The following is a 26,074-nucleotide window of genomic DNA, read 5'->3' on the forward strand; positions in this document are numbered from 1 at the left end:
ATGAACCCCATATGACGAACGGCCGGCTTCCGGCCCCTACAGGAGACGCACATGCAGAACATCGCAACGGCAGCGCAGCGTATCGCGTACATGGGAGAAACGGCATGACCGTCGGCGCGAACCTGCCCGTCGTCGCGCTGACGCTCGGCGATCCGGCCGGCATCGGCCCCGAACTGATCGCGAAGCTGCTCGCCCAGCCGAACGTGAGCGCGCGCGCCAACCTCGTGCTGATCGGCGATCGCTGGCTCTGGGAAGCTGGGCAGCGCATCGCTGGTGTCAACGTCGACGTGGACGCGGTCACGTCGCTCGCTGAAGTGCGTCACCGGGAAACAACCGCGCGTCCGGCATTCGTCGAAATCGACACGATCGACGCAGCGCAGGTCAAGGTCGCTCAGGTCGGCGCCGAAGGTGGACGCTCGGTATTGAGCGTGCTGAACCGGTGCATGGACGCAGCCCTCGCAGGCGACATCGACGCGATCTGCTTTGCGCCGCTGAACAAGCATGCGATGAAGCTCGGGGGGCTGCGTCACGAGGACGAACTGCATCACTTCGCCGAGTATCTCGGCGTGACCGGCTACTTCTGCGAATTCAACACGCTCGGCGAACTGTGGACCGCGCGTATCTCGTCGCACATTCCGCTGAAGGACGCGGCGAGCTACCTCAGTGTCGAGAGGATCGGGCAGGCGGCAGAGTTGATCTACCGGTCGCTGCTCGCGAACGGCGTGGCGCTGCCGAAGGTCGCGATCGCCGCATTCAATCCCCACGGAGGCGATGGCGGCAGTTGCGGCCGCGAAGAAGTCGACATCATCGGGCCCGCGGTGCGCGCGTTGCAGGCGCGCGACTGGCCGACGGCCGAGCCGTTTCATGGCCCGTTCCCGGCTGACACGATTTTCCTGAAGGCGCAGGCAGGCGATTACCAGGCGATTGTCACGATGTACCACGACCAGGGGCAAATCGCGATCAAGTTGCTCGGGTTCTCGCGCGGCGTGACCGTGCAGGGGGGGCTGCCCGTGCCGATCACGACGCCCGCGCATGGCACCGCGTACGACATCGCGGGCCGCGGCGTCGCCGACGTTGGCGCGACCTGGCAGGCGCTGCAGATCGCCTGTCGGATGGGCGCAGCACACCGCCGGCGGACCGTTTCCGTGTGACGACCGTGCCGGTTACGTCGATTACGCTAATTTCGAATCCGATCGAAGTAGAGGAGACACCGTAATGAAGATCAAATCCGTCCGCGCACGCCTGTTTCAATGGAAAGGCAAGACTGTGCCGCCGCAGGGCAATTTCTGCTCGAATGCGATGGACATGCTGTATGCACCGCAAGAGACGATGAGCACGTTCCGCTTCCATTCGTGGACGGTCGTCGAAGTGGAGACCGACGACGGTATCGTCGGGCTTGGAAACGTCGCGCTCGCGCCGCAGGTGGCGAAGCTCATCATCGACGAGTATCTTGCGCCGCTCGTGATCGGCCAGGATCCGTGGGACTACGAATACCTGAGCCAGCGAATGTACCGCGCAACGCACGCGTGGGGGCGCAAGGGCATCGGGATGGCCGCGATCTCGGCCGTCGACATCGCGATCTGGGACGTGCTCGGCAAGAGCGTCGGCAAGCCAGTGTTCAAGCTGCTTGGCGGGCGTACCAAAGAACGGATTCCCTGCTACTACTCGAAGCTGTACCGGACAGACCTGAAGGCGATGCAGGCCGAGGCGCAGAAGTTTCTCGATCAGGGCTTTCGCGCGTTCAAGATGCGCTTCGGCTACGGCCCTGCGCATGGCCAGCAGGGTGTCGTCGAGAACCTGAAATCGGTGGAGGCCGTGCGCGAGGTGATCGGCTACGACAACGATCTGATGCTCGAGTGCTACATGGGCTGGAACGTCGAATACGCGAAGCGGATCCTGCCGAAGCTCGAGAGGTTTCAGCCGCGCTGGCTCGAAGAGCCGGTGATCGCCGACGACATTGACGGTTACGCAGAACTGAACCGTCTGACTAGCATCCCGATCTCGGGCGGTGAACACGAGTTCTCGCTATACGGCTTCAAGCAGTTGCTCGATCGCAAGGCCGTATCGGTCGTCCAGTACGACACGAACCGGGTCGGGGGAATCACGATGGCGCATAAGATCAATGCGCTGTGCGAGGCCTACAGCGTGCCTGTCATCCCGCACGCGGGGCAGATGCATAACTACCACCTGACCATGAGCACGTTGGCGTCCCCGATGAGCGAATATTTTCCAATGTTCGACGTCGAGGTCGGCAACGAGCTGTTCTATTACATCTTCGACGGCGAACCCGTCGCAGAGAACGGCTTTCTGCAACTGCGCGACGACGTGCCGGGCCTCGGCCTCAAGTTGAAGACCGAGTTCCTCGACCAGTTCGACATCGTGGAGTAGTCATGGCGGCCCGTTATCAGGGAGTGTTTCCCGTCGCGCCAACGATCTTCACCGAGGACGGTGCGCTCGATCTCGACGGCCAGCGCCGCTGTCTCGACTTCATGATCGACGCCGGCTCACAAGGCATCTGCATCCACGCGAATTATTCGGAACAGTTCGCGCTCGGCGACGACGAACGCGAGACGCTCACGCGACTGACCCTCGAGCATGTCGCCGGGCGCGTGCCCGTGATCGTCACGACCTCGCATTTCAGCGCGCGGATCTGCGCCGAACGAAATCGTCAGGCGCAGGCACTCGGTGCTGCGATGGTCATGGTGATGCCGCCTCACCACGGCGCGACGTTTCGAGTATCGGAAGCGCAGATCCATGTGTTCTTCGCCGAGGTGGCGGCGGGCCTGCGGATACCGCTGATGATCCAGGACGCGCCGGCGAGCGGAACGACGCTGTCCGTGCCGTTCCTCGTGAAGCTCGCCCGGGAGATCGACGCGGTGTCGTACTTCAAGATCGAGACGTCGGGCGCTGCGTCGAAACTGCGCGAGCTGATTGCGCTGGGCGGCGATGCGATCGAGGGCCCGTGGGACGGCGAGGAGGGCATCACGCTACTCGCCGATCTCGACGCGGGGGCGAAGGGTGCCATGACGGGCGGCGGTTATCCGGACGGCATTCGCCGGATTACCGACGCGCACTTCGCGGGCCGCCGCGAGGAGGCGATCGAGCAGTACGAGCGCTGGTTGCCTCTTATCAACTACGAGAACCGGCAATCGGGCTTCCTGACATCGAAGGCGTTGCTCAAGGCAGGCGGCGTGATTGCGTGTGACAGGCCGCGCGCGCCTTGGCCTGGGTTACACCCGCAGGTCCACGCGGGCCTTCTCGAGACAGCGCGACGGCTCGATCCGCTCGTGCTGCGCTGGGGACGCTGATACGTCGACCGCAGCGCATTGGCGCCCCTGGACCCGTAGCGTGCCACACGGTGAGCGCGGTACATGGGGTGTCGCAACGGCCGGCACCGGCCACATGGCTGTCGGCGAATAGACCGACATAGCTGATAACGATATTGGAGACACTATGACCATGCTCAACACGGCGACTCCGGCGTACGAAGCTGACGACGCCATTCCCCGTCGCCGGTGGGGACGGGTGATCCCACCGCTGCTGCTCGCCTGCATCATCTCGTACATGGATCGCGTCAACATCGCGTTCGCGATGCCGGGCGGCATGAACGCCGACCTTGGGATGAACGCGTCAATGGCGGGGCTCGCGGGTGGCATTTTCTTCTTCGGTTATCTGTTCCTGCAGATTCCGGGCGGCCGGCGGGCGGCGCTCGGCAGCGGCAAGAAATTCATTGCGTGGTCGCTCGTCAGTTGGGCGGTTCTGTCCGCGCTCACGGGGCTCGTCACGCAGACCTGGGAGCTACTCGCGCTGCGCTTTCTGCTCGGCGTTGCCGAGGGCGGGATGCTGCCCGTCGTGCTGACGATGGTAAGTCAGTGGTTCCCGGATCGCGAACGCGGCCGGGCAAACGCGATGGTGATCATGTTCGTGCCGCTCGCCGGTATGATCACCGCGCCTCTGTCCGGTTTCGTGCTCGCCGCGTACGACTGGCGCCACCTGTTCTTCAGTACGGCGCTGCTGTCCATTCTTTTTCTCGGCGTCTGGCTCGCGTTTGCCGACGATGGTCCTGAGACCGCGCGCTGGGTATCGCCGCGCGAGAAGGCGTACATTCTCGACACACTGCGCAACGAGAATGAGCGCAAACAGGCGGCGGGCACGCCGTCCGTCACGTCACTGGGCGCGCTGTTACGCAACCCGACGATCTGGCTCCTGATCGCAATCAATCTTTGCTATCAGGCGGGAATTTATGGCTATACGATGTGGCTGCCGACGCTGCTGAAAGACCTGACTCATACGGGTATGGGCAAGGTCGGCCTGCTTGCGATGATTCCGTACGTCGCGATGGTCATCGGCATGTTCGTGACGTCGTACCTTTCGGATCGAACCGGCAAACGGCGTCTCTTCGTGCTGCTGCCGCTCGTCGGTTTCGCCGCCTGCCTTGCGTTGTCGGTGCTGAGCCACGCGACGATGACGTTGTCCTTTGCGTTCCTGATTGGGTGCGGCTTCTTCCTGCAGGCGGCGGCCGGCGTATTCTGGGCGATTCCGCCAAAGCTCTGCAGCGTTGAGGCGGCGGGTAGCGCACGCGGGCTCATCAACGCACTGGGCAATCTCGGTGGCTTCTGCGGCCCTTACGCGGTCGGCGTACTGACCCAGCATGTCAGCTCGGCCGCGGGCGTCTATTGTCTCGCTGCCGTGCTCGCGGTCGCGGGCCTGCTCGCGCTAATGCTTCCGAAGCGCTGCGAAGACTGACGCGCGCGTCGACGAACCCGGACAGACAACTGCGCCAGCGGCGCGCCACTGGCAAGATCGGCAACATGGAGATTGGGACGATGAACGATATCCTGCTACTCGTGCAGAAATGCGCGCACACCTTCAGCTTCTACGACCTCGAAACGAAAACGGCGCTCAAGCACATCGTTTTGCCAAATTTTCCGCATGAGTTCACGGTCGATGCGGACGGGCGCTACGCATATGTCGGCATTTTCGGGATCGAGACAGCCTGGACGCGCGGACAGGACGGCGACCACCGCGTGGCCGAGATCGACCTGCATGAACGAAGACTGACACGGATGCTCGACATCTGGCCGTACTATCGTCCTCACGGGATGGCGAGCGATGCCACGGGCCGCCTGTATGCGATGAGCGAGGCGAACGACATGCTGCTCGTATTCGATCGACCGCGCGAGCAGGACGTGCCGAACATGGCGGTGCCGTCGGGTGGCGTGAAAACGCATCTCGTCACCTTGACGCGTGACGCGAGCCGCGCTTACGGCGTGCATCTTCTGTCGAACACGGTCACACAATTCCATCCGCGCGACGCGACTGTCGCGCCGCGCGCGGTGATGCCTGGGCCACGCCCCGAAGGCAACGCGCTGTCGAGCGACGAGAAGACTTTATATATCGCGAACCGCGGCGACGACACCCTTGTCGCAGTCGACACTGGGACGATGACCTGCGGGCGGCGGGTGAAGACACGTAGCGACCCGAACCGGATCTACCGGACGAGCGCACCCGACGGCCGCGATCTGCTGTTGCTGACGAACTCCGGCGAACAATCGATCTCGGTGTTCGACGCGACACGGCTCGAGGAAATCGAGCGGATCGCGCTGCCAGCGAATCCGACTGCGCTGTCATTCCATCCGGTGCGGCCCGCCGCGTACGTGTCCTTTCAGGATGACCACGTGCGCGAACTCGATCTGCGCGCGTGGCGCTTCGTCAACGAGTTTGCGACACTGCGCGAACCAGATGCATCTCATGTGGTCCCCGGTGCGCGCTGATCCGAGCGGTGCAGATCATGCGATCGCGCCACCCGACGCGATCATCGACGCGCATCATCATCTGTGGCGTCTCGGCGGCGCGCTGCGCTATCCGTGGCTCCAGAATGCGTACGACCCTGAGCATTTCATGCTCGGCGACTACGCTTCGTTGTGCCGCGATTTCGACGTTGACGCTTACCGTCGTGCTACCGGAGGCGCGGCCGTTGTCGCGAGCGTACATGTCGAGGCGGAGTGCGCGCGCGAAGATGCGCTGGCCGAGACGCGCTGGTTGCATGAGACTGCGGCGCGTGCGCCGCTGCCCTCGGCTGTCGTCGCGTGGGTCGACCTGTTGGCAGACGATGTGGAAGAGCGGCTCTCCGAACAGGCGGCTTACCCACTGGTGCGTGGCGTACGCTTTAAGCCGCGTACATCGTCGGTGCCGGGTGGTGCCCTCGACGGACCCGGCACGCTCGCTGACCCGCGCTGGCCAGGCGCACTCGAGCGGCTCGCCGCGCAGGGCCTAGGCTGGGATCTCCGCTTACCGTTCTGGCATCTCGGCGACGCAGCGCAACGCCTCGCCGATGCACCGTCGGTCGATGTCGTGCTGGAGCACGCGGGCCTGCCGTGGGATCGCTCCGAGGCGGGCCTCGCAACCTGGCGGAGGGGAATGGAGGCGCTCGCGGCACTACCGCACGTCTCGGTGAAGCTATCCGAGTTCGGGCTGCGAGATGCCGTGTGGAACGAGGACGAGAACCAGAGGATCATTGGTGATGCGCTCGCGATTTTCGGTGCCGGGCGCTGCATGTTCGCGAGCAACTTCCCGGTGGCCGGGCTGCGTGTCACCTTTCCGGCGCTCGTGCGGACGTTCGCGGCGGCGCTCGCGAGCCGTAAATGGAGTGCGGCTGAGCAACACGCTGTCTGGTACGACAACGCTATCCGCATTTACCGGATCGATTCCGGCACCAGCTTGCACGATTACCGAACAGGACAATGACCTGGATTGCTGGAGAGGTGTCTATTGTCGACGCGGTCGCGCAAGGCACACAGTTGATGCAACCATTCGCGTGGATGCGTGGCGGCACGCTCCAGCCGGCATTGTTATGGAGCAATGGTGATTGTCCCACTCCTACTCACACGAAATGACGTAATTGAAGTCGGCAACCGTTCGACACGACATCGACGACCAAACGATAGGGAGGCAAACAGCACTCGGCTTCGCGGTCCTGCATACGCCGACGACCGCATCTGGCGCGTATTCGTCAAGGTACTTCGGACCGGCCGGTGAAGGGGCCGGCGCGGGGAACATCCAGCTTGCGGCTATAACTCGCGCCTTCTCACGGCAAACATCCTGGTAGCGCGGCCGCGCACGCGAGGGAAGGGCGGCATCGGCCACAAGCGGCCGATCACGTTTGTGTAACGGTTGACCGTTGATTGGGGCAAACCGGCCATTCGAATTTTGCATCCTGATTCGAATGGCCGTCGGTACAGTCGGCAGGTTGTTTCGTTGTTGCCACTGTCTAATGGTTGCGCGATGCTAACCTTCGTGCGGAATTTATCGGTCCGACCCAGACTTTAGGTCACCGAAAAAATGGGCGTACTACTACAGGTCTGTCGCGGGCACGGTCGCTGACATTCCAATCGTCCCGGAGCTGGAATGCGCCAGCACGTAGTTCACCAGCGCCTTTAGCTTGGCAGGCTGCTGCCGTCTGCTCGGGTAGTACAGGTAGAACCCGGGAAAAGTCGGTGAGAAGCTGCTCAAGACGCGTTTCAGCTTCCTGGCCCGGATGTGAGGAAGCGCGAGCGGCTCGAACGTGTACGCCAGTGCAATCCCATCCAGCGCAGCTTCAATCGAGAACAATGAGTCGCTGATCGTGAGATTGCCGCTGATCTCGTACTCGACGATACGGCCTTCGACCTCGAGTTCCCACTTGTGAATGGCCCCACTGCCTGAAAACCTGAATCGCACGCAGTTGTGATGTATCAGATCGGAGGGGTGCCGTGGCACAGGATGCTGCTTGAAGTAGTCGGGAGAGCCAACAATGGATACGGCAACCGGGCCACCGAGAGGCACGGCGATCATGTCCTTCTGCACACTCTCTCCCATTCGAATGCCCGCGTCGAACCCTCTTTCGACGATGTCCACGTAGCCCTCGTCATTCGTGAGCTCCACCTGGATGTCCGGATAGGCTTTCAGGAACCCGGCCAGCAGCGGCTGGAGGACCATGGCGGTCGAGATTCGCGCTGCGTTGATGCGCAGCACGCCCGATGGCCGGCCCTGAAGCTCATGAAGTTGCTCCCCAGCTTCCAGTACGTCGCTCAACGCCGGCCCAATCCGGGACAGGTATGCCTGTCCGGCTTCAGTGAGGCTGACGCTACGCGTGTTCCGGTTGAGAAGCCTGACGCCGAGCCGGGCTTCCAGGTGGCGGATCGCCTGACTGAGCGCAGAAGGCGAGACCTCGAGCGCTGCCGCGGCGGCAGAGAACCCGCGGTACTCTGCGACCTTCCAGAATGCGAGCAGTCCATCAAGCTGGTTGAGTCTCATACTTTGAAGAATATCTTCAAAGCGTGTTCAGCACCAGGGTGTTTTTCTTCTCAGTCAATCTGCCTAGAGTGACAGGCATTGACCAGGACTGGGAGTTTGAGCATGAGCAAAGTGTGGTTTATCACGGGTGCTGGCAGCGGCATCGGCGCCGGTACAGCCAGGGCCGCACTGAAGGCAGGTGATCGGGTCGTTGCCACAGGCAGGAACCCGGACAAGGTGGGCAATGCTTTGCGCGACCTGGCCGGCGAGAACCTGGAGATTCTCCGGCTGGACGTCTCCGACGAGGCCCAGGCAACGGCCGTGGTCGACGAGGTGCAAAAAAAGTTCGGGCGTATCGATGTAGTCGTGAACAGTGCCGGCTACAGCCTCTTAGGCAACTACGAGGAACTGGGAACGCAAGACATCCAACACCTGTTCGCGACGAACTTCTGGGGCGTGAGCAACGTGATGCGGGCAGCGCTGCCGATCATGCGCAAGCAGCGCTCCGGGCACATCATCAACGTCAGTTCCGTGGCAGGCGCTGTCGGCCTGATGCACTGCGGCGCCTACAGCGCGAGCAAGTTCGCCGTGGAGGGGCTTTCGCTTTCTGTGGCTGAAGAGGTCGGAAAGTTCGGCATCGAGATCACGGTGGTCGAGCCGGGATTCTTCCGCACGGACTTGCTGGCCGCAGCCAACGCCAAATGGCCGGACAAGCGTGTCGACGATTACGCAGCCGCCGAGGTCAGCGCCGAGGCGATGTGGTCTCCCTATGCAGGCAAGCAACCGGGCGATCCGGACAAGCTAGGCCAGATCCTGGTAAAGCTTGTGGGCATGGAGACTCCGCCCAGAGTGTTCGTGGCCGGAAGCGATGCACTGGCGGCGGTCGGGCCGGCTGTGGAGGCTCGATTGAAAGCGGTCCACGCCTTCGAGGCGCTTTCGAAGTCGACGGACGGCAGCTTCTGATCGCGAGGCGAGTTGCCCTTGCCACGACACACCTAACCTGCGAAGGACTGACCCATCATGAGCACGCTCCACGTCAACGGCCGTGAGCACACGGTCGACGTCGCTCCGGACACCCCCATTCTCTGGGCCTTGCGCGACACGCTGGGCATGACGGGCACGAAGTTCGGATGCGGCGCCGCGCTGTGCGGCGCCTGCACCGTGCATCTGGACGGGCAGGCCATCCGCTCCTGCGTTACGCCGATATCGGCGGCCCAGGGCAGGCAGATCACCACCATCGAAGCCGCCACCGACGGCAGTGGATAGATGGTATGAACGCCACCCTCCCGTCGCGGTCGTTTCGGCTCTGAACACTGAAGTGCCTTTGGAGGTACTGGGTCCCTCCAGAACGCAACGGCATCAATGTGCCAAAGTGGAAGTTGTCGCGACCACTTGAGGGAACGGAGGGACCATCATGAATGCTACGACGTTCGGGCTCGATATTGCAAAGCGCACGTTCCAGATGTATTGGATCGAAGCGGAAACCGGAGAGGTGGTGAACCGGCGATTCACGAAGCAACAACTTATAGAATTCCTTGGCCAGCGAGCGGCCAGTCGGGTGGCCTTGGAAGCCTGCGGGAGTGCGCACTGGTGGGCGCGCAAGATTGCGGCGCTAGGTCATCAAGTCGTATTGCTGCATGCACGGTTCATTCGCCCGTTCGTCCAGAATAATAAGACCGACGCAACAGATGCTCGTGCAATCTGGACGGCAGCGCAGCAACCCGGCATGCGGTCCGTAGCACCGAAGACCGCAGATCAGCAGGCCATGCTCGGATTGCATCGCATGCGGTCACTGCTGGTCAAGTCACGTACCATGCAGGTCAACCAGTTGCGCGGCTTGCTGTATGAATTTGGCGTAACGCTGAGAGCGGGACGTCTCGCGGGCTTGGCCGAGGTCCGCGAGCGACTGGGTGAAATTGAGCAGATCGTTCCGGGCATATTGTTCTGTGCGCTGCGCGACCAGCTTCAGTTCATTGAGCGCATCGAAGCCGATATCCGCAAGCTCGAGCGACAGATCGTTGCCTGGCAGCGACAGGAGGCAGCATGTCGACGGCTTTCGGCGATCCCGGGTATTGGGCCATTGACGGCGACAGCCCTGGTCGCGACGATCGGCGATCCCGCCGCGTTCAAATCGGGACGAGAACTTGCCGCATACCTCGGCCTGGTGCCCAGGCAAAGCGGTACCGGCGGAAAGGTGAGATTGGGCGGCATAAGCAAGCGCGGCGACAGCTATATTCGGATGCTGCTGATCCACGGTGCACGTGCGGTCCTCTTCAAAAGCAGGAGCAAGGAGGCCTGGTGCGAGCAACTGTCGCGACGTCGACCTGCGAACGTGGTTGCAGTCGCACTGGCAAGCAAGATGGCGCGGACAGCGTGGTCGCTGCTGGCGAACAACCGCACTTATCAAAAAGACTACGCACTACAAAAGACAGCCTGAAAAACTTGCGCATCGCGCGAGCCATGCAGAAAGGTTGCGAAGGTTGGTAATGATGTGATGGCGAGACAGGTTGGTCCGCAAGAACGCAAACCTGATTGACGCTGAGCGCTTCGAGCGCGCTAGATAGCAGAGGTCGTTCTTGGCGAATTCCATCAGGGCACGCAGGCTCGGCCTGCACATGCCGGATATAAGCCTGCAACCAAATCCCTGTCGAACGTCGCAGCGTTACTACCTTGCAAGCCGGGCGGCGTTCATATAAGCGTCAAGCAGGACGTCCGGTTTACCGACAAACATCTTGGCCGGTCGGCCGAGGTGATTGTCGCTGGGTCAGGGGTTCATGGTTGTCGCTCCGTTCGGGTTGTCAGTGGGTAATTGCCGGCGACGCTCTTTCTGTTTGTCGCTGGCTGTGCGGCGCCGATAGCTTTCGACATTCAGCTCGAAGATCGTCGAGTGATGGACGAGCCTGTCGATGGCGGCCACCGTCATGCCGGGGTCCGGGAAGACGTCATTCCAGCCGGAGAATGGCTGGTTGGCGGTTATCAGAAGACTTTTGCGCTCGTATCTTTCGGCGATCAGCTCGAACAGCACGCTGGTTTCGGCCTGGTCCTTCCTCACATACGACAGATCGTCCAGGATGATCAGGTCGAACCGGTCGAGTTTGGCGAGCGCCGAAGGCAGTTGCAGACTCTGGCGTGCGACCTGGAGCTTCTGCACGATTTCGCCGGTCCGGGTGAACAACACACGATAGCCGGCATCGATCAGGGCATGTCCGATTGCGCTTCCAAGATGACTTTTCCCGCCTCCAGGCGGCCCGAACAGGAGAATCGTGGCGCCTTTCTCAAGCCACGAATCGCCGGTGGCCAGCGCCATCACATGCGCCTTCGAGACCATCGGCACAACCCCGAAGTCGAAGGTGGCGAGCGTCTTGGTCGGATCCAGATGTGACTCGGCACGATGTCGCTCGATTCTTCGTTTGACGCGCTCGGCGAGTTCGTGTTCGAGCAATGCGCCCAGTAACCGGGACGCCTGCCAGCTCTCCTTGTCCGAGCGTTCAGCGAAGTCCGGCCACAACCGGCCGATCGTTGGCAGGCGCAGTTCGTTGAGCATAAGTGCGATACGGCCGGCATCGTAGGCGGCGTTCATGCGAGCACCTCCTCATCGAGCAACGTGTCGTAAAGCGCGGCGGACGGCATCTCGACGACAACCACCGGACACTCGGCCTGGCGCGGCGCGAACTCATCGAACAATACCTTCAGATCGGGCAGTTCACCGAGTTCGAGCAATGCATCGAGCCGCTCGGCCAGTTGCGCCTCGACGCCGTGGTGCCCGGCGAGCTCAAGCAAGCCCACCATGGTCTTGCAGGCGCTACGCGGCGTCAGTGCCTGATCCAGTCGTTCCCAGGTGCGGCGATAGGTTTCACGCGGAAACAGATCGTCACGGAACGCGAGACCCCTGAAGGCCTGTGGCTTGCGTTTGAGCGCGTCGATGAAGTGCCGGTAGTCGATACCGCGACCGCGCCGCCTGCTCGTGTGCGTGACCCTCGTCGTGCTGTGCACGAGCGCGCCGGACAGATAGCAATCGAGCCGGTCACTGTAGAGGCGCACCTTCAGGCGATGGCCGATCAGCCGCGACGGCGCGCTGTACAGGACACAACGTACGGTGAACGTTCCGCAGCGGGTCACGCGCGCCTCTTCCTCAACGAAGTCGGTGGTACGGTGCGCAGGCAGATCCAGCAGGTGTTCACGCTCGATCTGGAACGCCGCAGCATTACGCCGGTTGCGGCGCATTACCACCCCGCGCACGAACTCGTCGTACGCGGCGCGGTCTGCGAAGTCGCGGTGACCGCGCAACTCCAGAGCCTGATCGACCTGATCCTTCAGATAGCGATGCGAGGATTCGACGCTGCCATTCTCATGACCCATGCCACGGTTGTTGCGTGTGCCTTGCATCCCGTAATGCTCGAGCAGCGCTGCATAGCGAACCGTGAAGTCTTCCTCTTCCTGCAGGTTTCTGAATGCTGCCGACAGACTGTCGGAGCGGTGTTCGCGTGGGCAGCCGCCGGCCTGCCAAAGCGCGTTCTGCAGTCCCGTCGCGAGCGCCTGGAAGCTCTCACCATCATCGACCACGCTGGCGTATTCCCAGCGCGAGAACGCCAGCACGAAGTGATACAGCAGGTGGTTGAACGCGATGCCACCAATCGATACGCACAACTTGTCCATATGCGTGAAGTCCGACAGGCCTCGTGCGCCCGGTTGATACGTTTGAGGGAAGAACACTTCCTGGTTCGGCCCTTCGAGCGCGCGCCACTGGCTGACATGCCGCTCAAACGTGCGCCGCATGCTGTCCGGAAAGCGCTCGGGATGGTCCTCCTGCAATTTGCGCAGCAGGGTGATCGCCTTCAGCTTTGGCGCAGCGCGTAGCAATGGGACCACTTCGCTGTCCCAGACATCGGCGAACGGATCTGGGCGCGAGCGCCAGTAGCGCCGGGGCTGCTGTGACGGCAGTCCGGCTTGGTGTTCGACACGCCGCGCCGTGCGCTCGCTCATGCCTGACTTCGCCGCAGCGAGCTTCTGCGGATGGTGTTTGCGATGGTTCATGTAGAGGCGGACCTGCTGGTCGGTGATGCGGCTTCCAGACATGGGCTGACCGCCTCTTTTTAGGTTCAGTCAGCCATCCTAAGCCTCGCCGATCCGGCGCCGCCGGCAGTTCGTCGTCTCCGGCGGCTACGCCGCCTCCGACTCCTCACTACCGGCCAAGATGAATGTCGCTACACCGGACGTAGTCATTGTCGCCACCCACGTTGAGCAACGCTTTCGGGCCAGCGAAGCTGACAGGCTTCAAGGTGATATGCGAGCCTGAGTCGCTTGCCCAGAGCGAGCTTGAGCCGCTGTCTCCCGGCCGATGAAGACCTTTCAGTGCAGTAGCTGTCACCGTCCCGTCCTCTTCGAGAGTAACCACTGCGAAGGTTGCGGCACCTTTCTGGGGTTCATTGCCGAAACAGGGGAAATGAGTGCCTTCCGGGATCTGGGTGATGGGCGGTGGCAGCGCCCTGGTGCGCTTGGCTTCACGGTCGACGCCGTAGAGAGATGCCGTTCCGGCCGGATTATCGACGCCACGCCGGCTTCGCATCTTACGAGCTGACCAACAGCAGCGCCAATATCCGGCGCATACGCGACCGCATCGCGGCGCTCGAGAAAATCGCCGAGCGTAGCGACTGCGAAGAGCAGGGCCAAGGCTACATGTACTGCGGGGACGTGGAGGACAACCGCGCGGCGTTTGTGTTCTACGCCAAGCCGGAAAAGGCCGTGCGCGATCTGATGAAGCGTAACGGCTTCGTGTTCAGCCCGAGCCGGTCGCACGCCGGCAAACCGGCATGGGTGCGCAAACTCACGTCGGCCGCCATGACGACGGCGCAATGGCTCCGGTCGTAGCTCGAGGAGCTGCTGAACGGCGATCGGGCAATGCCTAAACGCGTCGGCAGATCCGCCGGCGCTTCGTCGTCACTGCCCGTCGTGTCTGGACCCTCGGGCGCCGGTCATAGGCACAGCAATGCTTACCGCCCGCAATTTCACCGGCCCCATGCCCATCCCACCTGCAGGGTGGTTGTCGCTCAGCCCGGCAAGGCCATAGCGAGCACTGTACGAGGCGATGCGGGCCGCGCCGGCGGAGCCGGCGACGAGCTGCCGCCGTTCGTTGAGCGCGCAAAAAGAGAGCCGTGTCGTGTTGTGGACGCTGGCAGCGACATATGTAAATAAAGTCCGAACCAGAAGGGCGCAGACTATTGCCTTAGCCGTGGCTCGACCGCGCGAGCGGGCTTCCGGCGAAGGGGTCGTTTTTCCAGTCCGCACGGGTCTGCTTCGCCGGCTGTGCAGGCTGTGCGAGCGTCCCGCACGGAAGTTCAAAGTGCCCGACGGATTGTCCCGCGCTAATGGCCTGTTTAAGCCATTGAGGCATCTCACCTTCGCCGCTCCACGTATCACCACCCGCGCTACGGTAGCGACCTGTGTCCGATCCCGCAGGCTCAGTCGCCAGGAAGGAAGCGAGGTCATCCGGGCTGATGTCGAAGTCATCCATGCGGTGGCGGAGATATGCAATCATGCTGTCCCGCTTCCGTTCGTCCATAAGGCATTCCTGTAAAGCATTTTGCCAGCGCTTCTCTCATCCATCAGAGGCGGGCGAGGTGCAGTGTGAAAAGTGGGCGACGTGAAAATCACGCGAGACAGGAAAACCGTCAGCGCAGGCCTTGAGAGAGGACCCCGTCAGGGCTACCCTTGGTGCCGGCCGGCGCGGCAGGAACAGGGAAAGGGCGGGTACTTGTGACGCGCCGCTTTGCATACGGTCAAATATCATCGCGCCTGTCTACAGGCAAGTACCGCCTGTCGAGTTACTCTTCAGGACCGAGGATGAGGTCGACCGGCGCCTGCCCTGCTATTTCCGCAACGAGGTAAGCCCAACGGCGTGAATACGGGCCTCCGCGAACCTTGATCAGTGTGCCAAAAGCAGCCGCTCCCGGATCCTGGGTCGACCCGTCAATGCGGAACCACGGCTCGAACATGTCTTTGGAAGCGGGCCGCAGCTCAATGTAAATCTCGAACCCGCGATAGCTCAATGTTCTTTGCATGACGCCCAGCCTCCTTTACATTCCCAACTGCCGCCCTGGATAACGCTTTACAGATGCTGGACAGCAGTCGCGTAGGACTTCGCAGCTTCCTTCAGTTGCCCGGCCGCGGCCTGCACGCGCGTCGGCAACTCGCTCAGCGCGAGCAGGGTGTCGACTCCGTCCAGCCGCCTGCGAAGCTCGATCACGAGATCCATGACGCTGGCGTCACCCACCCGCCGGCGATTGCTTTGTCTGGAACTCACGACCGAGCAGTCGACAAGGCGATCAACCTTGCGGAAGTATGCTTGAGCCGCGACGCGATGCCTCGCATACAGCGAGGCAACATTCGACCTTGAAAGACAGTCTTTGACGACCTCGGCATTCATGCCGAAATGAATCTGCAGCGCGTCGGCGGCATCCGCCCGGTGGAAACATGCCACCTGATCAAACAGCGTCTCGCCATCCCGGTCGATCAGATCGATCCAGACCTCGCCATCTTCGAGGGTCTGGCCGGCGCGATGAATCACCCGCTCATCCTCGTTTGCGCAAGCGAGCATCCGGTGTCCGTCGACATCATCAACCGGCATCTCGAAGACCTCCACCAGTTCCCCACTCACTGCGACCTGCATGACCAGTAACACCATCTCTGCTCCTTGTTGTGATGCGATTGACGGGAATAGCCCTGCGGAGATCAGGCGATCGAAGCTGCGATCGTTTGAGCGGCGTTCGAGGGAGACGAGGCGCGAGCCCGACATCTTCGCGGCTCTTCAGTACGACGTTTCACGACAAGCTGATTGATGCGGGCACCTGGTCCCGGCGACACCGATACCTAACCGGAACGCGGCAGCCTGGAGGGCCATGAGACTCTGCCGGTCGAAGGCCGGCGAAATGGCTACGCGCATCACGGTGAGACAGATTTTCCTCAAACCGGGGAGCGCAGTGGCGCCACGCATGGCCGCTTGTGCGCTGCCGGCCATGCCGACTTAACCGCGACTGTCGACCCAGCCGCGCGCCCATGCTGTAGCGTGCCCCACAGCCTGTGCTTCGCTATCGAAATAGTCGAGCGCATCAAACTTGTAGGAGACCGGCTCAGCACGCCGGGCGTCACTCCTTGTGAGCAGCAGATTTGCAGCAAACCAGCCGTCAGGTAACCGGTGAGCGGATGGGGAGACTGAATAACCGTTGTACTGGTGAATATGTTTATTATTTTGCATAAGCGATAACCTACCGCACGACATCAATGCCGTACAGGCGAAATAACTGAAAATGGGGCGAGACGGATCGTGTCGAAAAGACAAATGATGCGCACGTCGAAACGCGGCGATCAGATCGGGAGCGCGTGGCTCCACGAGATGCTAGTCAGGCTGACAGGCAAAGGGCCGGCAGACCGGCCCTTGAAAGACGTTACTGCGGCGAGATATTCGCGGCCTGCATACCCTTCGGGCCGCGCTTTGTCTCGTAGCTGACCTTCTGGTTTTCTGCGAGCGTCTTGAAACCGTCGCCCCGAATTTCCGAGAAGTGAGCGAACAGATCGTCGCCGCCCGCGTCAGGAGTAATAAAGCCAAAGCCTTTGCTATCGTTGAACCACTTGACAGTACCGGTATCCATGAGAATTCCCTGAAATAAAAATAACAGCTCCGGTGCGGAGCGACAAAAACTTCAAGGAAGAAGAGAGGACAGCGAGTACCGCGCAGATGAGGCGGAAAATGGTGATCAGCAATCGAGCTTCTTGAATATTTCGGAGTTCACAATATAGTGCCGCAGCAGGTCTGTCAACGGCTTTCGTAACGGGTTCCTCTCTCAACCGACGGTCCGTCGGCGCAGATACGTGTCAGGCCGCGATAGGCTGCTGAGCGGAAGCACGTTGCAAATTCGACCGGCGGTCGTTTCAGCATGAAGCTTGCTGGCGTCTGTGGGAGCGTTCGCGGCTGCGTTTCCATCCTGAGGCCGGCCCCGTTGCCGGGGCCCCGCCAGGAACTACCGGAAGCTCACACGCTCACCCGGTCGTCCGTTCCGTACGCCCTGGACATTCCCGGGCCGGCACGAATCACTGAGCCTGGAAATCCACAAGCCGGCGCCAATATTCATCCTGTCGCCCTTCGGGACTTCCTTCCTGCTGCCACAGAACGTAGGCCCGCTCCCGAAGATGCTGGTCGAGAGCGCGATGCCAGTACTCTTCCGCACGCCCATCAGGGCGTCCGTCTTTCTCCCAGAGCAGGTAGGCGCGTTCCCGAACAGCCTGGTCCAAACCTAGTTTCGTTTCCGAATTTTTCTCAAGGTCATCGCCGTAGGGAGCCATCTGTCCGCCCCGACTCGTGTGCATCCTGGCCGTCAGGGTGCCCAGTTCAGCGTCCAGCACAAGCCGGCCATGCGCTGCCGCTTCCAGCGCCTTGGCTCGGTATTCCGAGTCGTCGGGGGCATTGCCCGACCCGCCCAGCGTAATCGGGTACGTGTGCAGCACAGTGCCGCTACGGTCTATTACGTCAACCAGTCGCTCAGTCATGACTGTCTTCCTCTGTTTGTCCGTTTGATGTAGGGGTGGTGGCCCGACCCCATACTTGACCACCGGGCCTGTCCAGCCTGGCACAGGCCAATACCTGCGCCACGATCCGCGTAGCACGCGAATGCGCGGGCGCGGCTCTTGCTGAAATGCAGACCGCACTACGGGCCTTTCGAGCTCGCCTTGACAAACCGCCGAGACACGCTGCCACGCAAACATCATGACTAGTACACAGACCCCCGGAGAACTATCCGGCGAACAGTCCTTCCAGCTCCTCGTGGCAGGCGTCAGGGACTACGCAATTTTCATGCTCGATCCGGAAGGTTTCATCAAAACGTGGAATGCCGGCGCGCAACGTTTCAAGGGGTATGCGGCCAGCGAAATCATCGGCCAGCACTTCTCCGTTTTTTACCCGGAAAGTGAACAGATTGCCGGTCGCCCGGCCCTTGCGCTGCGAACCGCCCTTGACGAAGGGAAATTCGAGGACGAAGGCTGGCGGGTACGAAAGGACGGCAGCCAGTTCTGGGCGAGCGTGGTCATCGATCCGCTGCGCGACGATTCCGGCAAGCTCGTCGGGTTCGCCAAGATAACTCGCGACATCACCGAGCGAAAGGCGGCCCAGGAAGCGCTGCGTGAAAGCGAGCAGCGCTTCAGCCTGCTGGTGCAGGGGGTTATCGACTACGCCATCTACATGCTTTCGCCGACCGGCGAGGTGACCAACTGGAATGCCGGCGCCGAGCGTATCAAGGGATATTCGCGTGATGAAATTCTCGGGAAACATTTCTCCTGTTTCTATACGGAAGAAGACCGCGCCGGCGGTCTGCCTGCCCAGACGCTGGCCATAGCCCGCACGGATGGCCGGTGCGAGCGGGAAGGCTGGCGGGTACGCAAGGACGGCAGCCGCTTCTGGGCGCATGTGGTGGTCGATGCCATCCACGATGAAGCAGGCAGGCTCGTCGGGTTTGCGAAGGTGACACGCGACGTGACCGAACGCAAGCAGGCAGCGGAGGCGCTGGAGCGCGCCAGTGCCGCGCTGTTCCAGGCACAGAAGATGGAATCGCTGGGTCAGCTGACCGGCGGGGTCGCCCACGACTTCAACAACCTGCTGGCGGTGATGTCGAACGGCCTCGATGTGCTGTCGCTACGGTTGCACGAGCACGCCGATATCAGGATGCTGGAAACGATGCAGCGCGCGGTCGCCCGTGGTGCGACGCTGATACAGCAGCTACTGTCATTCGCACGCCAGCAGCCGCTCAAGGCCGAAAAATGTAACGTGAACGCGGCGATCCGCGGCTTTGAGGCGGTGCTCCGGCGGGCCACCGATGGCGCGATCGGACTTGAGGTCAGGCAGGAACCCCACCCCCGGCCTGTCCTGCTCGATGCTGCGCGGTTTGAGGCGGTGCTGCTTAGCCTGGTCGTCAATGCACGCGACGCCATGCCCGAGGGCGGAAAAATTGTCATCGGCGTGGAGAACGTCGAACTCGGCGATGGGATGGTGGGGGCGCTCGCGGCGGGCCCGTATGTCCGGGTGTCCGTCGCGGACACCGGCTCGGGAATGCCGCCCGAGGTTGTGGCGCGTGCTTTCGAGCCATTCTTTACCACCCGGGATGTGGGCAAGGGCAGCGGCCTTGGCCTGAGCCAGGTGTACGGTTTCATTGCGCAGTCTGGCGGCGACGTGCGGATCGATAGCGAACCCGGCCGGGGCACGGTCGTCAGCATGTACCTGCCGGTAGCGAAGGACGCATCAGGCGACGCTGACACGTTAGCTGGCCGGGCGCTGGATACGGTGCTGCTCGTCGAGGACGAGCCGGATCTGCTGGACGCGACGGCTGAGCTTTTCCGCAGCCTCGGTTACGAGGTGCTGACTGCCAGCAACGGGTCCGAGGCGATGAATGTGTTGAGTCAGCGCGACGACATCCGCGTCCTGTTCACTGATGTGGTGATGCCGGACGGAATTGATGGCATCCAGCTCGCGCGTTCGACGCGCGGCCTTCATCCTGACATCAGGATCGTGCTGGCTTCGGGATATCCCCTTCCCGCCCTGAGGGCGCAGCACGGCAATCTCAGCGACTTTACGTTTATCCACAAACCGTACCGGCTGGCCGATCTGGTCCGGGCGCTGGGCATGGCGACGTAAGCCGCGGCTGCGTTGCGGGTTCCTTGATTGCCCGTGCTGTTGCCGGCCGGGTTACCGCGTCCGATGAAGGGAGAAAACCACCTCGCTGATGTGCTGTTCTGGAAAACGACGCGTTGGCTACGCGGGGATGGTGAGGGTAGCCTGCATTGATAGAATCACCTTCGGGGCGGATAAGTCTTCGATAGCGGTTCCAGCTGGTCGTTACACCATCCAAAAACCCGGTGCAGATACGGAGGACTAGTCGCAACCGGGAAGCCCTAAGGGTATGTTGCTTTTTGAAGGAATGACATGCGACTCGCTGATTTCATCCTGTGCGATATGGAGCGCATCCTGGCGCAATGGGAGGCGTTCGCCGTGACATTGCTGCCCGCGGCGGCGCGCCTTGATTCGCTGGCTCTGCGTGACCATGCCCAGCCGCTGCTTGAAGCCATCGTGGCCGATCTGTCGACCTCGCAGACCCGCGAAGCGCAATCGCACAAAGCATGGGGGCGTGGCCCGCAGCTGGCCGATGCGCCGCACACAGCGGCACACACGCACGCCACTCTGCGCGCGCAAGGCGGTTTCGACATCAACCAGCTGGCCGCCGAGTACCGCGCGCTGCGCGCCAGCGTGCTTGAGTTGTGGATGGACGATTGCCTGCCTGAAGGCCCCCATGTGGGTGACATCATCCGTTTCGATGAAGCGATCGACCAGGCGATTGCCGAATCGATCCGTTCTTTCAGTGCGGAGGTCGAGCGGGCACGCAACCTGTTCCTCGGCATGCTCGGCCATGACATGCGCAGCCCGCTGCAGACCATCCAGGCGACGGCTTCGTATCTGACCGGGATCAACGCCGGTGAAAGCGTGTCGGCGGCGGCAAACCGTCTGATCCGAACGGGTGCCCGGATGCAGGCGCTGCTCGACGATCTGTGCGATTTCAACCGGACCGAGCTGGGTCTGGGTATCAGCATCGTGCCAGCCGACGTCGATCTTGCGATGGTTTTTACCGATGAGACGGACCAGCTGCGTGCGGCTCATCCCGACCGCCAGATCGTGCTGGAGGCGCCGCTCAGCCTGCGCGGTGTCTGGGACGGTCCACGCCTGCAGCAGCTGCTGGGCAACCTGGTCGTGAATGCGATCAGGTATGGCGCGCATGACATGCCGGTGCGGGTGGTGATGACGGGCGACGGGACGGAAGTCCGGTTCGAGGTGAGAAATTCCGGTGCTGCCATTGCGCCAGCGCTGCTGCAAAGGCTATTCGACCCACTCCAGCGCGGCCCGGATGCCGCCGCCCCTAACGGCGCTAATCTCGGGCTGGGACTGTATATCGCCCGCGAGATTGCTGTAGCGCACGGTGGCACGATTGATGTGCGGTCGGACGAACGGGAGACTGTCTTTACAGTGAGGCTGCCCCGGCAGGCGGTTACCCGACGAGCGTTGTGATGAGCGCGACCAGCTGGCCATGCGGCCGGCCTTTCTGCACATAACCGTCGAATTCGTGGCCGGTCAGATGCCGGCGCACCTCGGCTTCGTCCAGTGCGGTGTGCGCGACGCTGGCAATGCCAACGGTACGCGGATCCTGCCGCAGCGCGCGGGCCGCCTCGAAGCCATCGCATTGCGGCATCGAAATGTCCATCAGGATGACATGGGGCGCCCACTCGCGCGCCATATCAATCGCCTCCATTCCGCCGAACACGGCACAGGCCTCGATCACCTCAAGCGACAGGTGAGCCGCCAGCGGGAGGGCCGCATTGTGGTTGTCGTCGACGACCAGCACGCGCGGCCGGGCGCCGTTGACGGGGATGCGGCGCGCGGTCCATTGCGCGGGGTGCCGAATGAAAAAGTTTTCAAAGCGGCACGACACGACTCCGGTTCGCTCGCTTCCCGCACGGCGCGTGCCCTCGACGAGCCGACAGGTCGCGCTGCGCGTATACGCAAAAAGGCCTTAAGGCACTTCCATAGAGGCCTGCGAACACGGCTTCCCGCTGGCGCTGGAGCAGGCGCGCCAGATAATCCGGGACCTGAGTGCGGCGGCACTCGCTTCGGACGTGAAACGGAACGCCGAGGTTGACGACGACAAAGGGTGCAACGGTCATTCACTCCCCGTTCGTGGCGTCGGGTCAGTTGTGGCTCCGGATGGCGACCCTTGCCAGAGCGCGCGGAGGATTCGGCGACACGCTTGCTGCCGCCAGCCATGATCCCGAAAACGGCTGGCGATCGGAAATCTTCCTCGACGCCCACGCGGCACCGCAGGTCTGGTTCATGCTCTGACGAATCTACACACTCCACTGGGGCAGCAAGATGGATAGTCGACATTCGGCCCGAAAGGCATCGGACAGTGAAGTGGACGGGCAGGTCACGCTTCTCACCTTGCTGGTGGCCCTGCATCTGCTTGTTTTTGCTGAGGCCCGAACGTGGTTGCCGCCAGCTCAGGCGGTCGATGCCATGCGACGATGGTACCTGGGAGACGCCACAGTGCTCGACGTCCTTCGACGCGTGACGATTTCGAGTCGCGCGTTACCCATTGCCATTCGCCTCGCGAAATCTCACGGCTGTCTCCTAGACCCCGACGGGATGCATGCCGTCTTCGATAGCCAGCCATCCATCGATGCCGACTCGGTGCAATACCGTCTGATCCGGCGCGCGTGTGAGGCAGCGCTGCTGTCGGGCTGGTCTTGAGAAAACAGATCGACGATTCGCTCATCAGTGCGCACGGCGTCGGCGCCGATCTGAAATCGAAATCCCGTATGCTGCCTGTGGTAAGCAGAAGGTGTTGGCGCAACTCGAATGAGTCGCGCCAACTAATGCATTGGCGTACCTCACGAGGGCTCGTCAATGCCCGCAGAGTGTATCGTCAATATCTGGTTATGCGATGGGATAAAACCTCAGAATCCAGCTCAAGTCCGCATGAATCGTGCGGCCGTCTGCCCTTTCCGTAGGTACGGGCAGAACTTTAGCCGTAGGCGATCCCTCCGACGCACTCGCGCGATTCCATGTCACATAGGAGTAGCAATGATCGTTAGCACCATCCAAGGATCAGGGCGCGTGGGCAATGCGTACGGCCGGAGAGGCGCATCGCCGTTCGAGACCGCCTGGTGGGGCTGGCCCGTCCGCCTTCAGCGAGGTATCGCGTGCGGCTTCACCGTCGTCGTCTGTCTGCGTGACGAATCTTGCACCTACCCTCGGATCCCTGCGGCTCTGCTCAGTTGCGCTTGAGTCAGTTAGCGATTGGTGATCTTTCCGGATCTGCGGTGTTTCGTCTGCACGTGATGAGCGGTCGTGTCGACCGGGCCGGCGAGTAGATCTCTAGCAACGGATGTACCTTGCCCGGCAGCGTTCACGGGTGACGGACTTGCGCCGGAGGCATTAATGTGGACAGGGCACACGCGGCGCTCTGGCGAGAAGTGTCCACGGCGCGCAGCTGAGGGTAATTGTGAGTGAATGCGTTGTCGCCTTCCTTTTTCCACGAGCGGCGCTTTAGTGCAGGGCAGACAGTCGCGATAGAAGTACATAGCACGCAAGCGACGAAACCGTGCCTGTCTGTTCTTCTGCGCCCGGGCGTCTTCCTGGCGACGACGGATGCAGCCCTCCTGAGAACACCGACATGGCATCGAACCGCGATCCCGGCTCTCCGCCCCTTTCCCGCTACCGTGGGAAGCGGAATTTTCTGGTCACGCCTGAACCGGCACCCTCTGCGTCTAACCTGACTCCCGGCGGGGATCTGCGCTTCGTCGTCCAGAAACACTGGGCCAGCCGGCTGCACTATGACCTCCGGCTGGAGCACGATGGTGTGCTGTTGTCCTGGGCCGTCCCGAAGGGCCCGTGCTATGACCCGAAGGAAAAGCGCATGGCCATCCATGTCGAAGACCATCCCGTCGAGTATTCGGATTTCGAGGGGACGATTCAGAAGAAGCAGTACGGCGCGGGCACCGTGATAGTGTGGGACCGCGGCACCTGGGAGCCCGTCGGCGACCCGAAAGAGTCCATGAACGAGGGCAAGCTGGTGTTCCGGCTCCATGGGGAAAAGCTCGCTGGCTTATGGGAGCTGGTGCGAATAACGAAGCCCGGCGACCGGGAGGACCAGTGGATCCTGTTCAAGAAGCGCGACGAATGGGCTCGACCGCTCGCCGATTTCGACGTCATCAAGGCGTTACCCGACAGCGTGACAACGAATCCATTGGGGCTCATCGAACATCGGGAGCCAAAGGCTGGACAACCTACGCGCAAACCGGAGCCAGAGCTGGACCTCGCCGCTGCGATCGCGGCACCGCTACCCGCAAAGCTTGAACCGCAACGCGCGACGCTGGCTTCGTCGCTTCCCGCCGGCGGCGACTGGATCACCGAGGCGAAACTGGACGGCTACCGGATGCTCGCGCGGGTCGACAAGGGCCGCGTACGACTGTTCACAAGCGGCGGGCATGACTGGACGAAGAAACTCGCGAGCCTCGCGGCGGAGGTCGAAAGCCTTCCCGTGTCGAGCGGATGGCTGGATGGCGAAATTGTTGTGCTCAAGGACGGTCTGCCAGATTTCGGTGCCCTGCAGGACGCGATTGACGGCAGCGCAAACAAGGACATCGTCTTTTTCCTTTTCGACATGCCGTACCTCGACGGCAGGGACCTGCGGAACGTCCCGCTTTCGGCGCGGCGCGTGCTGCTTGCCGGGTTGCTCGAAGGCGACTCGGAGCGCATACGGTTCAGTCAGGATTTCGAGGCGCCCCCGGCCCAGGTTTTCGAGGCCGCCGTCGGACTGGGTCTGGAAGGCCTGATGCTCAAGCGCCGCGACGCGCGGTATGAGTCGGGTCGGACACAGACGTGGCTGAAGGCCAAATGCCGGCTGCGGCAGGAACTGGTCATCTGTGGCTTCACCGCGCGCGGCGGTAAGATCGGCGAAGTGGGCAGCCTGCTGCTTGGCTACTACGAGGGCAGCGACGGCCGCAGGCTTCACGATGCAGGCAGTGTGGGCACCGGCTGGGATGCCCGAACCGCGCGCGATCTGTGGAAGCGCCTTGCGCCGCTCGAGTCAGATTCGGCACCGTTTGACGTTGCTGTGGCGAAATCCCGGCGGTGGTCGCGACGCGCGGCGGGCAGCGAGCGCTGGGTGCGCCCCGAACTGGTCGCTGAGGTCGAGTTCGCCGAGTGGACGACAGACGGCGTCGTGCGGCAGGCATCGTTCAAAGGTCTGCGCGTGGACAAGCCAGCGCGGCGGGTTGTCCGTGAGGACGGTCAGACGCTCACGCGTGCGCCAGCCGTATCCCGCATCAAGGTCACGCACCCGGAACGGATCATCGACTCGTCAAGCGGCGTGACGAAGCTTGAGCTCGCAAGGTTCTACGACAGCGTTGCCCCGTGGATGCTGCCACACCTCAAGGACCGTCCCGTGGCAATGGTGCGCGCGCCAGATGGCATCGAGGGCGAGCAGTTTTTCCAGAAGCACGTCGAGCGAACAGGCATGCCAGGGATCAAGGCGCATGATCGCAAGCTCTGGCCAAACCATCCGCCGTTGCTGACCATCGATACCGTGGACGCGCTGATGTCGGCTGCCCAGATGAACGCCGTGGAATTTCACACGTGGAATTCCACCGTCCGGCGGATCGACAAACCCGACCGGGTGATCTTCGACCTCGATCCGGGCGAGGGCGTGAAATGGCCGCACGTTCAGGAGGCGGCGCTGCTCGTGCAGACGCTTCTGAATGAGCTTGGGCTGCAGGCCTGGCTGAAAACGAGCGGCGGCAAGGGGCTCCACGTCGTCGTCCCACTGACGCCACGGCTCGACTATGACGCGGTAAAGGCATTCTCGAAGGCATTCGTCCGGCATCTGGCGAACACGATTCCCGAGCGGTTTTCGGCCACATCAGGCGCATCGAACCGCATTGGCAGGGTGTACGTCGACTACCTGCGTAACGGGAAGTCACAGACCACGGCCGCCGCGTTTTCTGCGCGGGCGCGGCGAGGGATGGGCGTGTCGGTGCCCGTGTCATGGGAGCAACTGCCCGAACTCAAAAGCGGCGCGCAGTGGACCGTCCAGACGGCGCGGGAGTATCTCAGCTTTGCGACACAGGACCCCTGGGCCGCATACTGGACCACCACCCAGTCACTGGCATCGGCGATCAGGCGCCTACAATGATGTGAGCGCTCCTGCCCGCTGCC

General features: G+C 62.2%; 25 protein-coding genes and 1 pseudogene. 16 read left to right on the forward strand and 10 right to left on the reverse strand.

Features of this window, described 5'->3' with window-relative positions:
- The first annotated feature begins 104 nt into the window (after window positions 1–104).
- From BLT65_RS35310 to BLT65_RS35335, 6 genes are all read left to right on the forward strand, one after another.
- On the forward strand, window positions 105–1,151 hold the full coding sequence (locus BLT65_RS35310; RefSeq protein WP_091786969.1) for a 4-hydroxythreonine-4-phosphate dehydrogenase PdxA: 1,047 nt from the start codon (window positions 105–107) through the stop codon (window positions 1,149–1,151).
- Window positions 1,152–1,215: 64 nt separating this feature from the next.
- Complete coding sequence (locus tag BLT65_RS35315; RefSeq protein ID WP_091786972.1) at window positions 1,216–2,388, forward strand: L-rhamnonate dehydratase; 1,173 nt, start codon at window positions 1,216–1,218, stop codon at window positions 2,386–2,388.
- A 2-nt stretch (window positions 2,389–2,390) separates the two neighbouring features.
- The gene (locus BLT65_RS35320; RefSeq protein ID WP_091786975.1) at window positions 2,391–3,308 is read left to right on the forward strand and encodes a dihydrodipicolinate synthase family protein; all 918 of its coding nucleotides are present in this window, start codon (window positions 2,391–2,393) and stop codon (window positions 3,306–3,308) included.
- Between the two features lie 145 nt (window positions 3,309–3,453).
- Window positions 3,454–4,746, forward strand: coding sequence for an MFS transporter (locus tag BLT65_RS35325; protein WP_091786978.1), 1,293 nt, complete (start codon window positions 3,454–3,456; stop codon window positions 4,744–4,746).
- Between the two features lie 80 nt (window positions 4,747–4,826).
- Window positions 4,827–5,774 (forward strand): YncE family protein, encoded by a 948-nt coding sequence (locus BLT65_RS35330; RefSeq protein WP_091786981.1) that lies wholly within the window; start codon window positions 4,827–4,829, stop codon window positions 5,772–5,774.
- The gene (locus BLT65_RS35335; protein ID WP_091786984.1) at window positions 5,752–6,747 is read left to right on the forward strand and encodes an amidohydrolase family protein; all 996 of its coding nucleotides are present in this window, start codon (window positions 5,752–5,754) and stop codon (window positions 6,745–6,747) included. Before BLT65_RS35330 ends, BLT65_RS35335 begins: the two co-directional genes overlap by 23 nt.
- Before the next feature lie 606 nt (window positions 6,748–7,353).
- Here the strand turns inward: BLT65_RS35335 and BLT65_RS35340 are convergent.
- A complete protein-coding gene (locus tag BLT65_RS35340) occupies window positions 7,354–8,295 on the reverse strand; it encodes a LysR family transcriptional regulator (RefSeq protein ID WP_091786987.1) in 942 nt (313 codons plus the stop codon).
- 102 nt (window positions 8,296–8,397) lie between these two features.
- Here BLT65_RS35340 and BLT65_RS35345 point away from each other — a divergent pair, with 102 nt between their 5' ends.
- From BLT65_RS35345 to BLT65_RS35355, 3 genes and pseudogenes are all read left to right on the forward strand, one after another.
- Window positions 8,398–9,237, forward strand: coding sequence for an SDR family oxidoreductase (locus BLT65_RS35345; protein WP_091786990.1), 840 nt, complete (start codon window positions 8,398–8,400; stop codon window positions 9,235–9,237).
- Between the two features lie 57 nt (window positions 9,238–9,294).
- Window positions 9,295–9,534 (forward strand): annotated as a pseudogene (locus BLT65_RS35350) ((2Fe-2S)-binding protein); the annotation flags it as partial.
- Window positions 9,535–9,688: 154 nt separating this feature from the next.
- Window positions 9,689–10,711, forward strand: a complete 1,023-nt coding sequence (locus BLT65_RS35355; RefSeq protein WP_091786993.1) for an IS110 family RNA-guided transposase — start codon at window positions 9,689–9,691, stop codon at window positions 10,709–10,711.
- A 327-nt stretch (window positions 10,712–11,038) separates the two neighbouring features.
- Here BLT65_RS35355 and istB read toward each other — a convergent pair whose 3' ends face one another.
- Both istB and istA read right to left on the reverse strand, forming a co-directional pair.
- Window positions 11,039–11,854: an IS21-like element helper ATPase IstB gene (gene istB, locus BLT65_RS35360; RefSeq protein ID WP_086908609.1), complete on the reverse strand. Its 816-nt coding sequence runs from the start codon at window positions 11,852–11,854 to the stop codon at window positions 11,039–11,041.
- A complete protein-coding gene (istA, locus tag BLT65_RS35365; protein ID WP_091786995.1) occupies window positions 11,851–13,350 on the reverse strand; it encodes an IS21 family transposase in 1,500 nt (499 codons plus the stop codon). Before istA ends, istB begins: the two co-directional genes overlap by 4 nt.
- Window positions 13,351–13,612: 262 nt before the next feature.
- On the opposite strand from istA, the gene BLT65_RS48825 reads away from it, so the two are divergent.
- Both BLT65_RS48825 and BLT65_RS35375 read left to right on the forward strand, forming a co-directional pair.
- Window positions 13,613–13,852 carry a zinc-ribbon domain-containing protein gene (locus BLT65_RS48825; protein ID WP_091786998.1) on the forward strand — a complete coding sequence of 80 codons (240 nt, stop codon included), beginning with the start codon at window positions 13,613–13,615 and terminating at the stop codon, window positions 13,850–13,852.
- A complete protein-coding gene (locus tag BLT65_RS35375; RefSeq protein ID WP_091787001.1) occupies window positions 13,798–14,142 on the forward strand; it encodes a hypothetical protein in 345 nt (114 codons plus the stop codon). The genes BLT65_RS48825 and BLT65_RS35375 overlap by 55 nt, the downstream gene beginning before the upstream one ends.
- 355 nt (window positions 14,143–14,497) lie before the next feature.
- On the opposite strand, the gene BLT65_RS35380 is transcribed toward BLT65_RS35375, so the two are convergent.
- The 6 genes from BLT65_RS35380 to BLT65_RS35405 all read right to left on the reverse strand — a co-directional run bounded on the left by BLT65_RS35380 (window position 14,498) and on the right by BLT65_RS35405 (window position 17,814).
- Entirely contained in the window at window positions 14,498–14,833 is a 336-nt protein-coding gene (locus BLT65_RS35380) for an H-NS histone family protein (protein ID WP_007584085.1), read from the reverse strand.
- Between the two features lie 262 nt (window positions 14,834–15,095).
- On the reverse strand, window positions 15,096–15,332 hold the full coding sequence (locus tag BLT65_RS35385; RefSeq protein WP_091787004.1) for a hypothetical protein: 237 nt from the start codon (window positions 15,330–15,332) through the stop codon (window positions 15,096–15,098).
- Window positions 15,333–15,379: 47 nt separating this feature from the next.
- Window positions 15,380–16,066: a hypothetical protein gene (locus BLT65_RS35390; protein WP_143036614.1), complete on the reverse strand. Its 687-nt coding sequence runs from the start codon at window positions 16,064–16,066 to the stop codon at window positions 15,380–15,382.
- Window positions 16,067–16,294: 228 nt separating this feature from the next.
- Window positions 16,295–16,525 carry a hypothetical protein gene (locus BLT65_RS48120; protein ID WP_081498846.1) on the reverse strand — a complete coding sequence of 77 codons (231 nt, stop codon included), beginning with the start codon at window positions 16,523–16,525 and terminating at the stop codon, window positions 16,295–16,297.
- A 190-nt stretch (window positions 16,526–16,715) separates the two neighbouring features.
- Complete coding sequence (locus tag BLT65_RS35400) at window positions 16,716–16,919, reverse strand: cold-shock protein (RefSeq protein ID WP_007584087.1); 204 nt, start codon at window positions 16,917–16,919, stop codon at window positions 16,716–16,718.
- A 439-nt stretch (window positions 16,920–17,358) separates the two neighbouring features.
- The gene (locus BLT65_RS35405) at window positions 17,359–17,814 is read right to left on the reverse strand and encodes a DUF2934 domain-containing protein (RefSeq protein WP_091787007.1); all 456 of its coding nucleotides are present in this window, start codon (window positions 17,812–17,814) and stop codon (window positions 17,359–17,361) included.
- A gap of 304 nt (window positions 17,815–18,118) precedes the next feature.
- Between BLT65_RS35405 and BLT65_RS35410 the strand changes: the two genes are divergently transcribed.
- Together BLT65_RS35410 and BLT65_RS35415 are read left to right on the forward strand one after the other, a co-directional pair.
- Entirely contained in the window at window positions 18,119–19,948 is a 1,830-nt protein-coding gene (locus BLT65_RS35410) for a hybrid sensor histidine kinase/response regulator (RefSeq protein WP_091787010.1), read from the forward strand.
- 288 nt (window positions 19,949–20,236) lie between these two features.
- Complete coding sequence (locus BLT65_RS35415) at window positions 20,237–21,370, forward strand: sensor histidine kinase (RefSeq protein WP_091787013.1); 1,134 nt, start codon at window positions 20,237–20,239, stop codon at window positions 21,368–21,370.
- Here BLT65_RS35415 and BLT65_RS35420 read toward each other — a convergent pair.
- A complete protein-coding gene (locus tag BLT65_RS35420) occupies window positions 21,351–21,791 on the reverse strand; it encodes a response regulator (protein ID WP_244186862.1) in 441 nt (146 codons plus the stop codon). The two genes, BLT65_RS35415 and BLT65_RS35420, sit on opposite strands and share 20 nt — an antisense overlap.
- Window positions 21,792–21,994: 203 nt before the next feature.
- Here BLT65_RS35420 and BLT65_RS35425 point away from each other — a divergent pair, with 203 nt between their 5' ends.
- The 3 genes from BLT65_RS35425 to ligD all read left to right on the forward strand — a co-directional run bounded on the left by BLT65_RS35425 (window position 21,995) and on the right by ligD (window position 26,051).
- Window positions 21,995–22,198: a hypothetical protein gene (locus tag BLT65_RS35425; protein ID WP_091787016.1), complete on the forward strand. Its 204-nt coding sequence runs from the start codon at window positions 21,995–21,997 to the stop codon at window positions 22,196–22,198.
- A gap of 30 nt (window positions 22,199–22,228) precedes the next feature.
- Window positions 22,229–22,606, forward strand: coding sequence for a hypothetical protein (locus BLT65_RS35430; protein ID WP_091787018.1), 378 nt, complete (start codon window positions 22,229–22,231; stop codon window positions 22,604–22,606).
- Window positions 22,607–23,531: 925 nt separating this feature from the next.
- The gene (gene ligD / locus BLT65_RS35435; RefSeq protein WP_091787022.1) at window positions 23,532–26,051 is read left to right on the forward strand and encodes a DNA ligase D; all 2,520 of its coding nucleotides are present in this window, start codon (window positions 23,532–23,534) and stop codon (window positions 26,049–26,051) included.
- Window positions 26,052–26,074 lie beyond the last annotated feature (23 nt).

The sequence above is a fragment of the Paraburkholderia steynii genome (genome assembly GCF_900100565.1).
GTDB lineage: Bacteria > Pseudomonadota > Gammaproteobacteria > Burkholderiales > Burkholderiaceae > Paraburkholderia > Paraburkholderia terrae.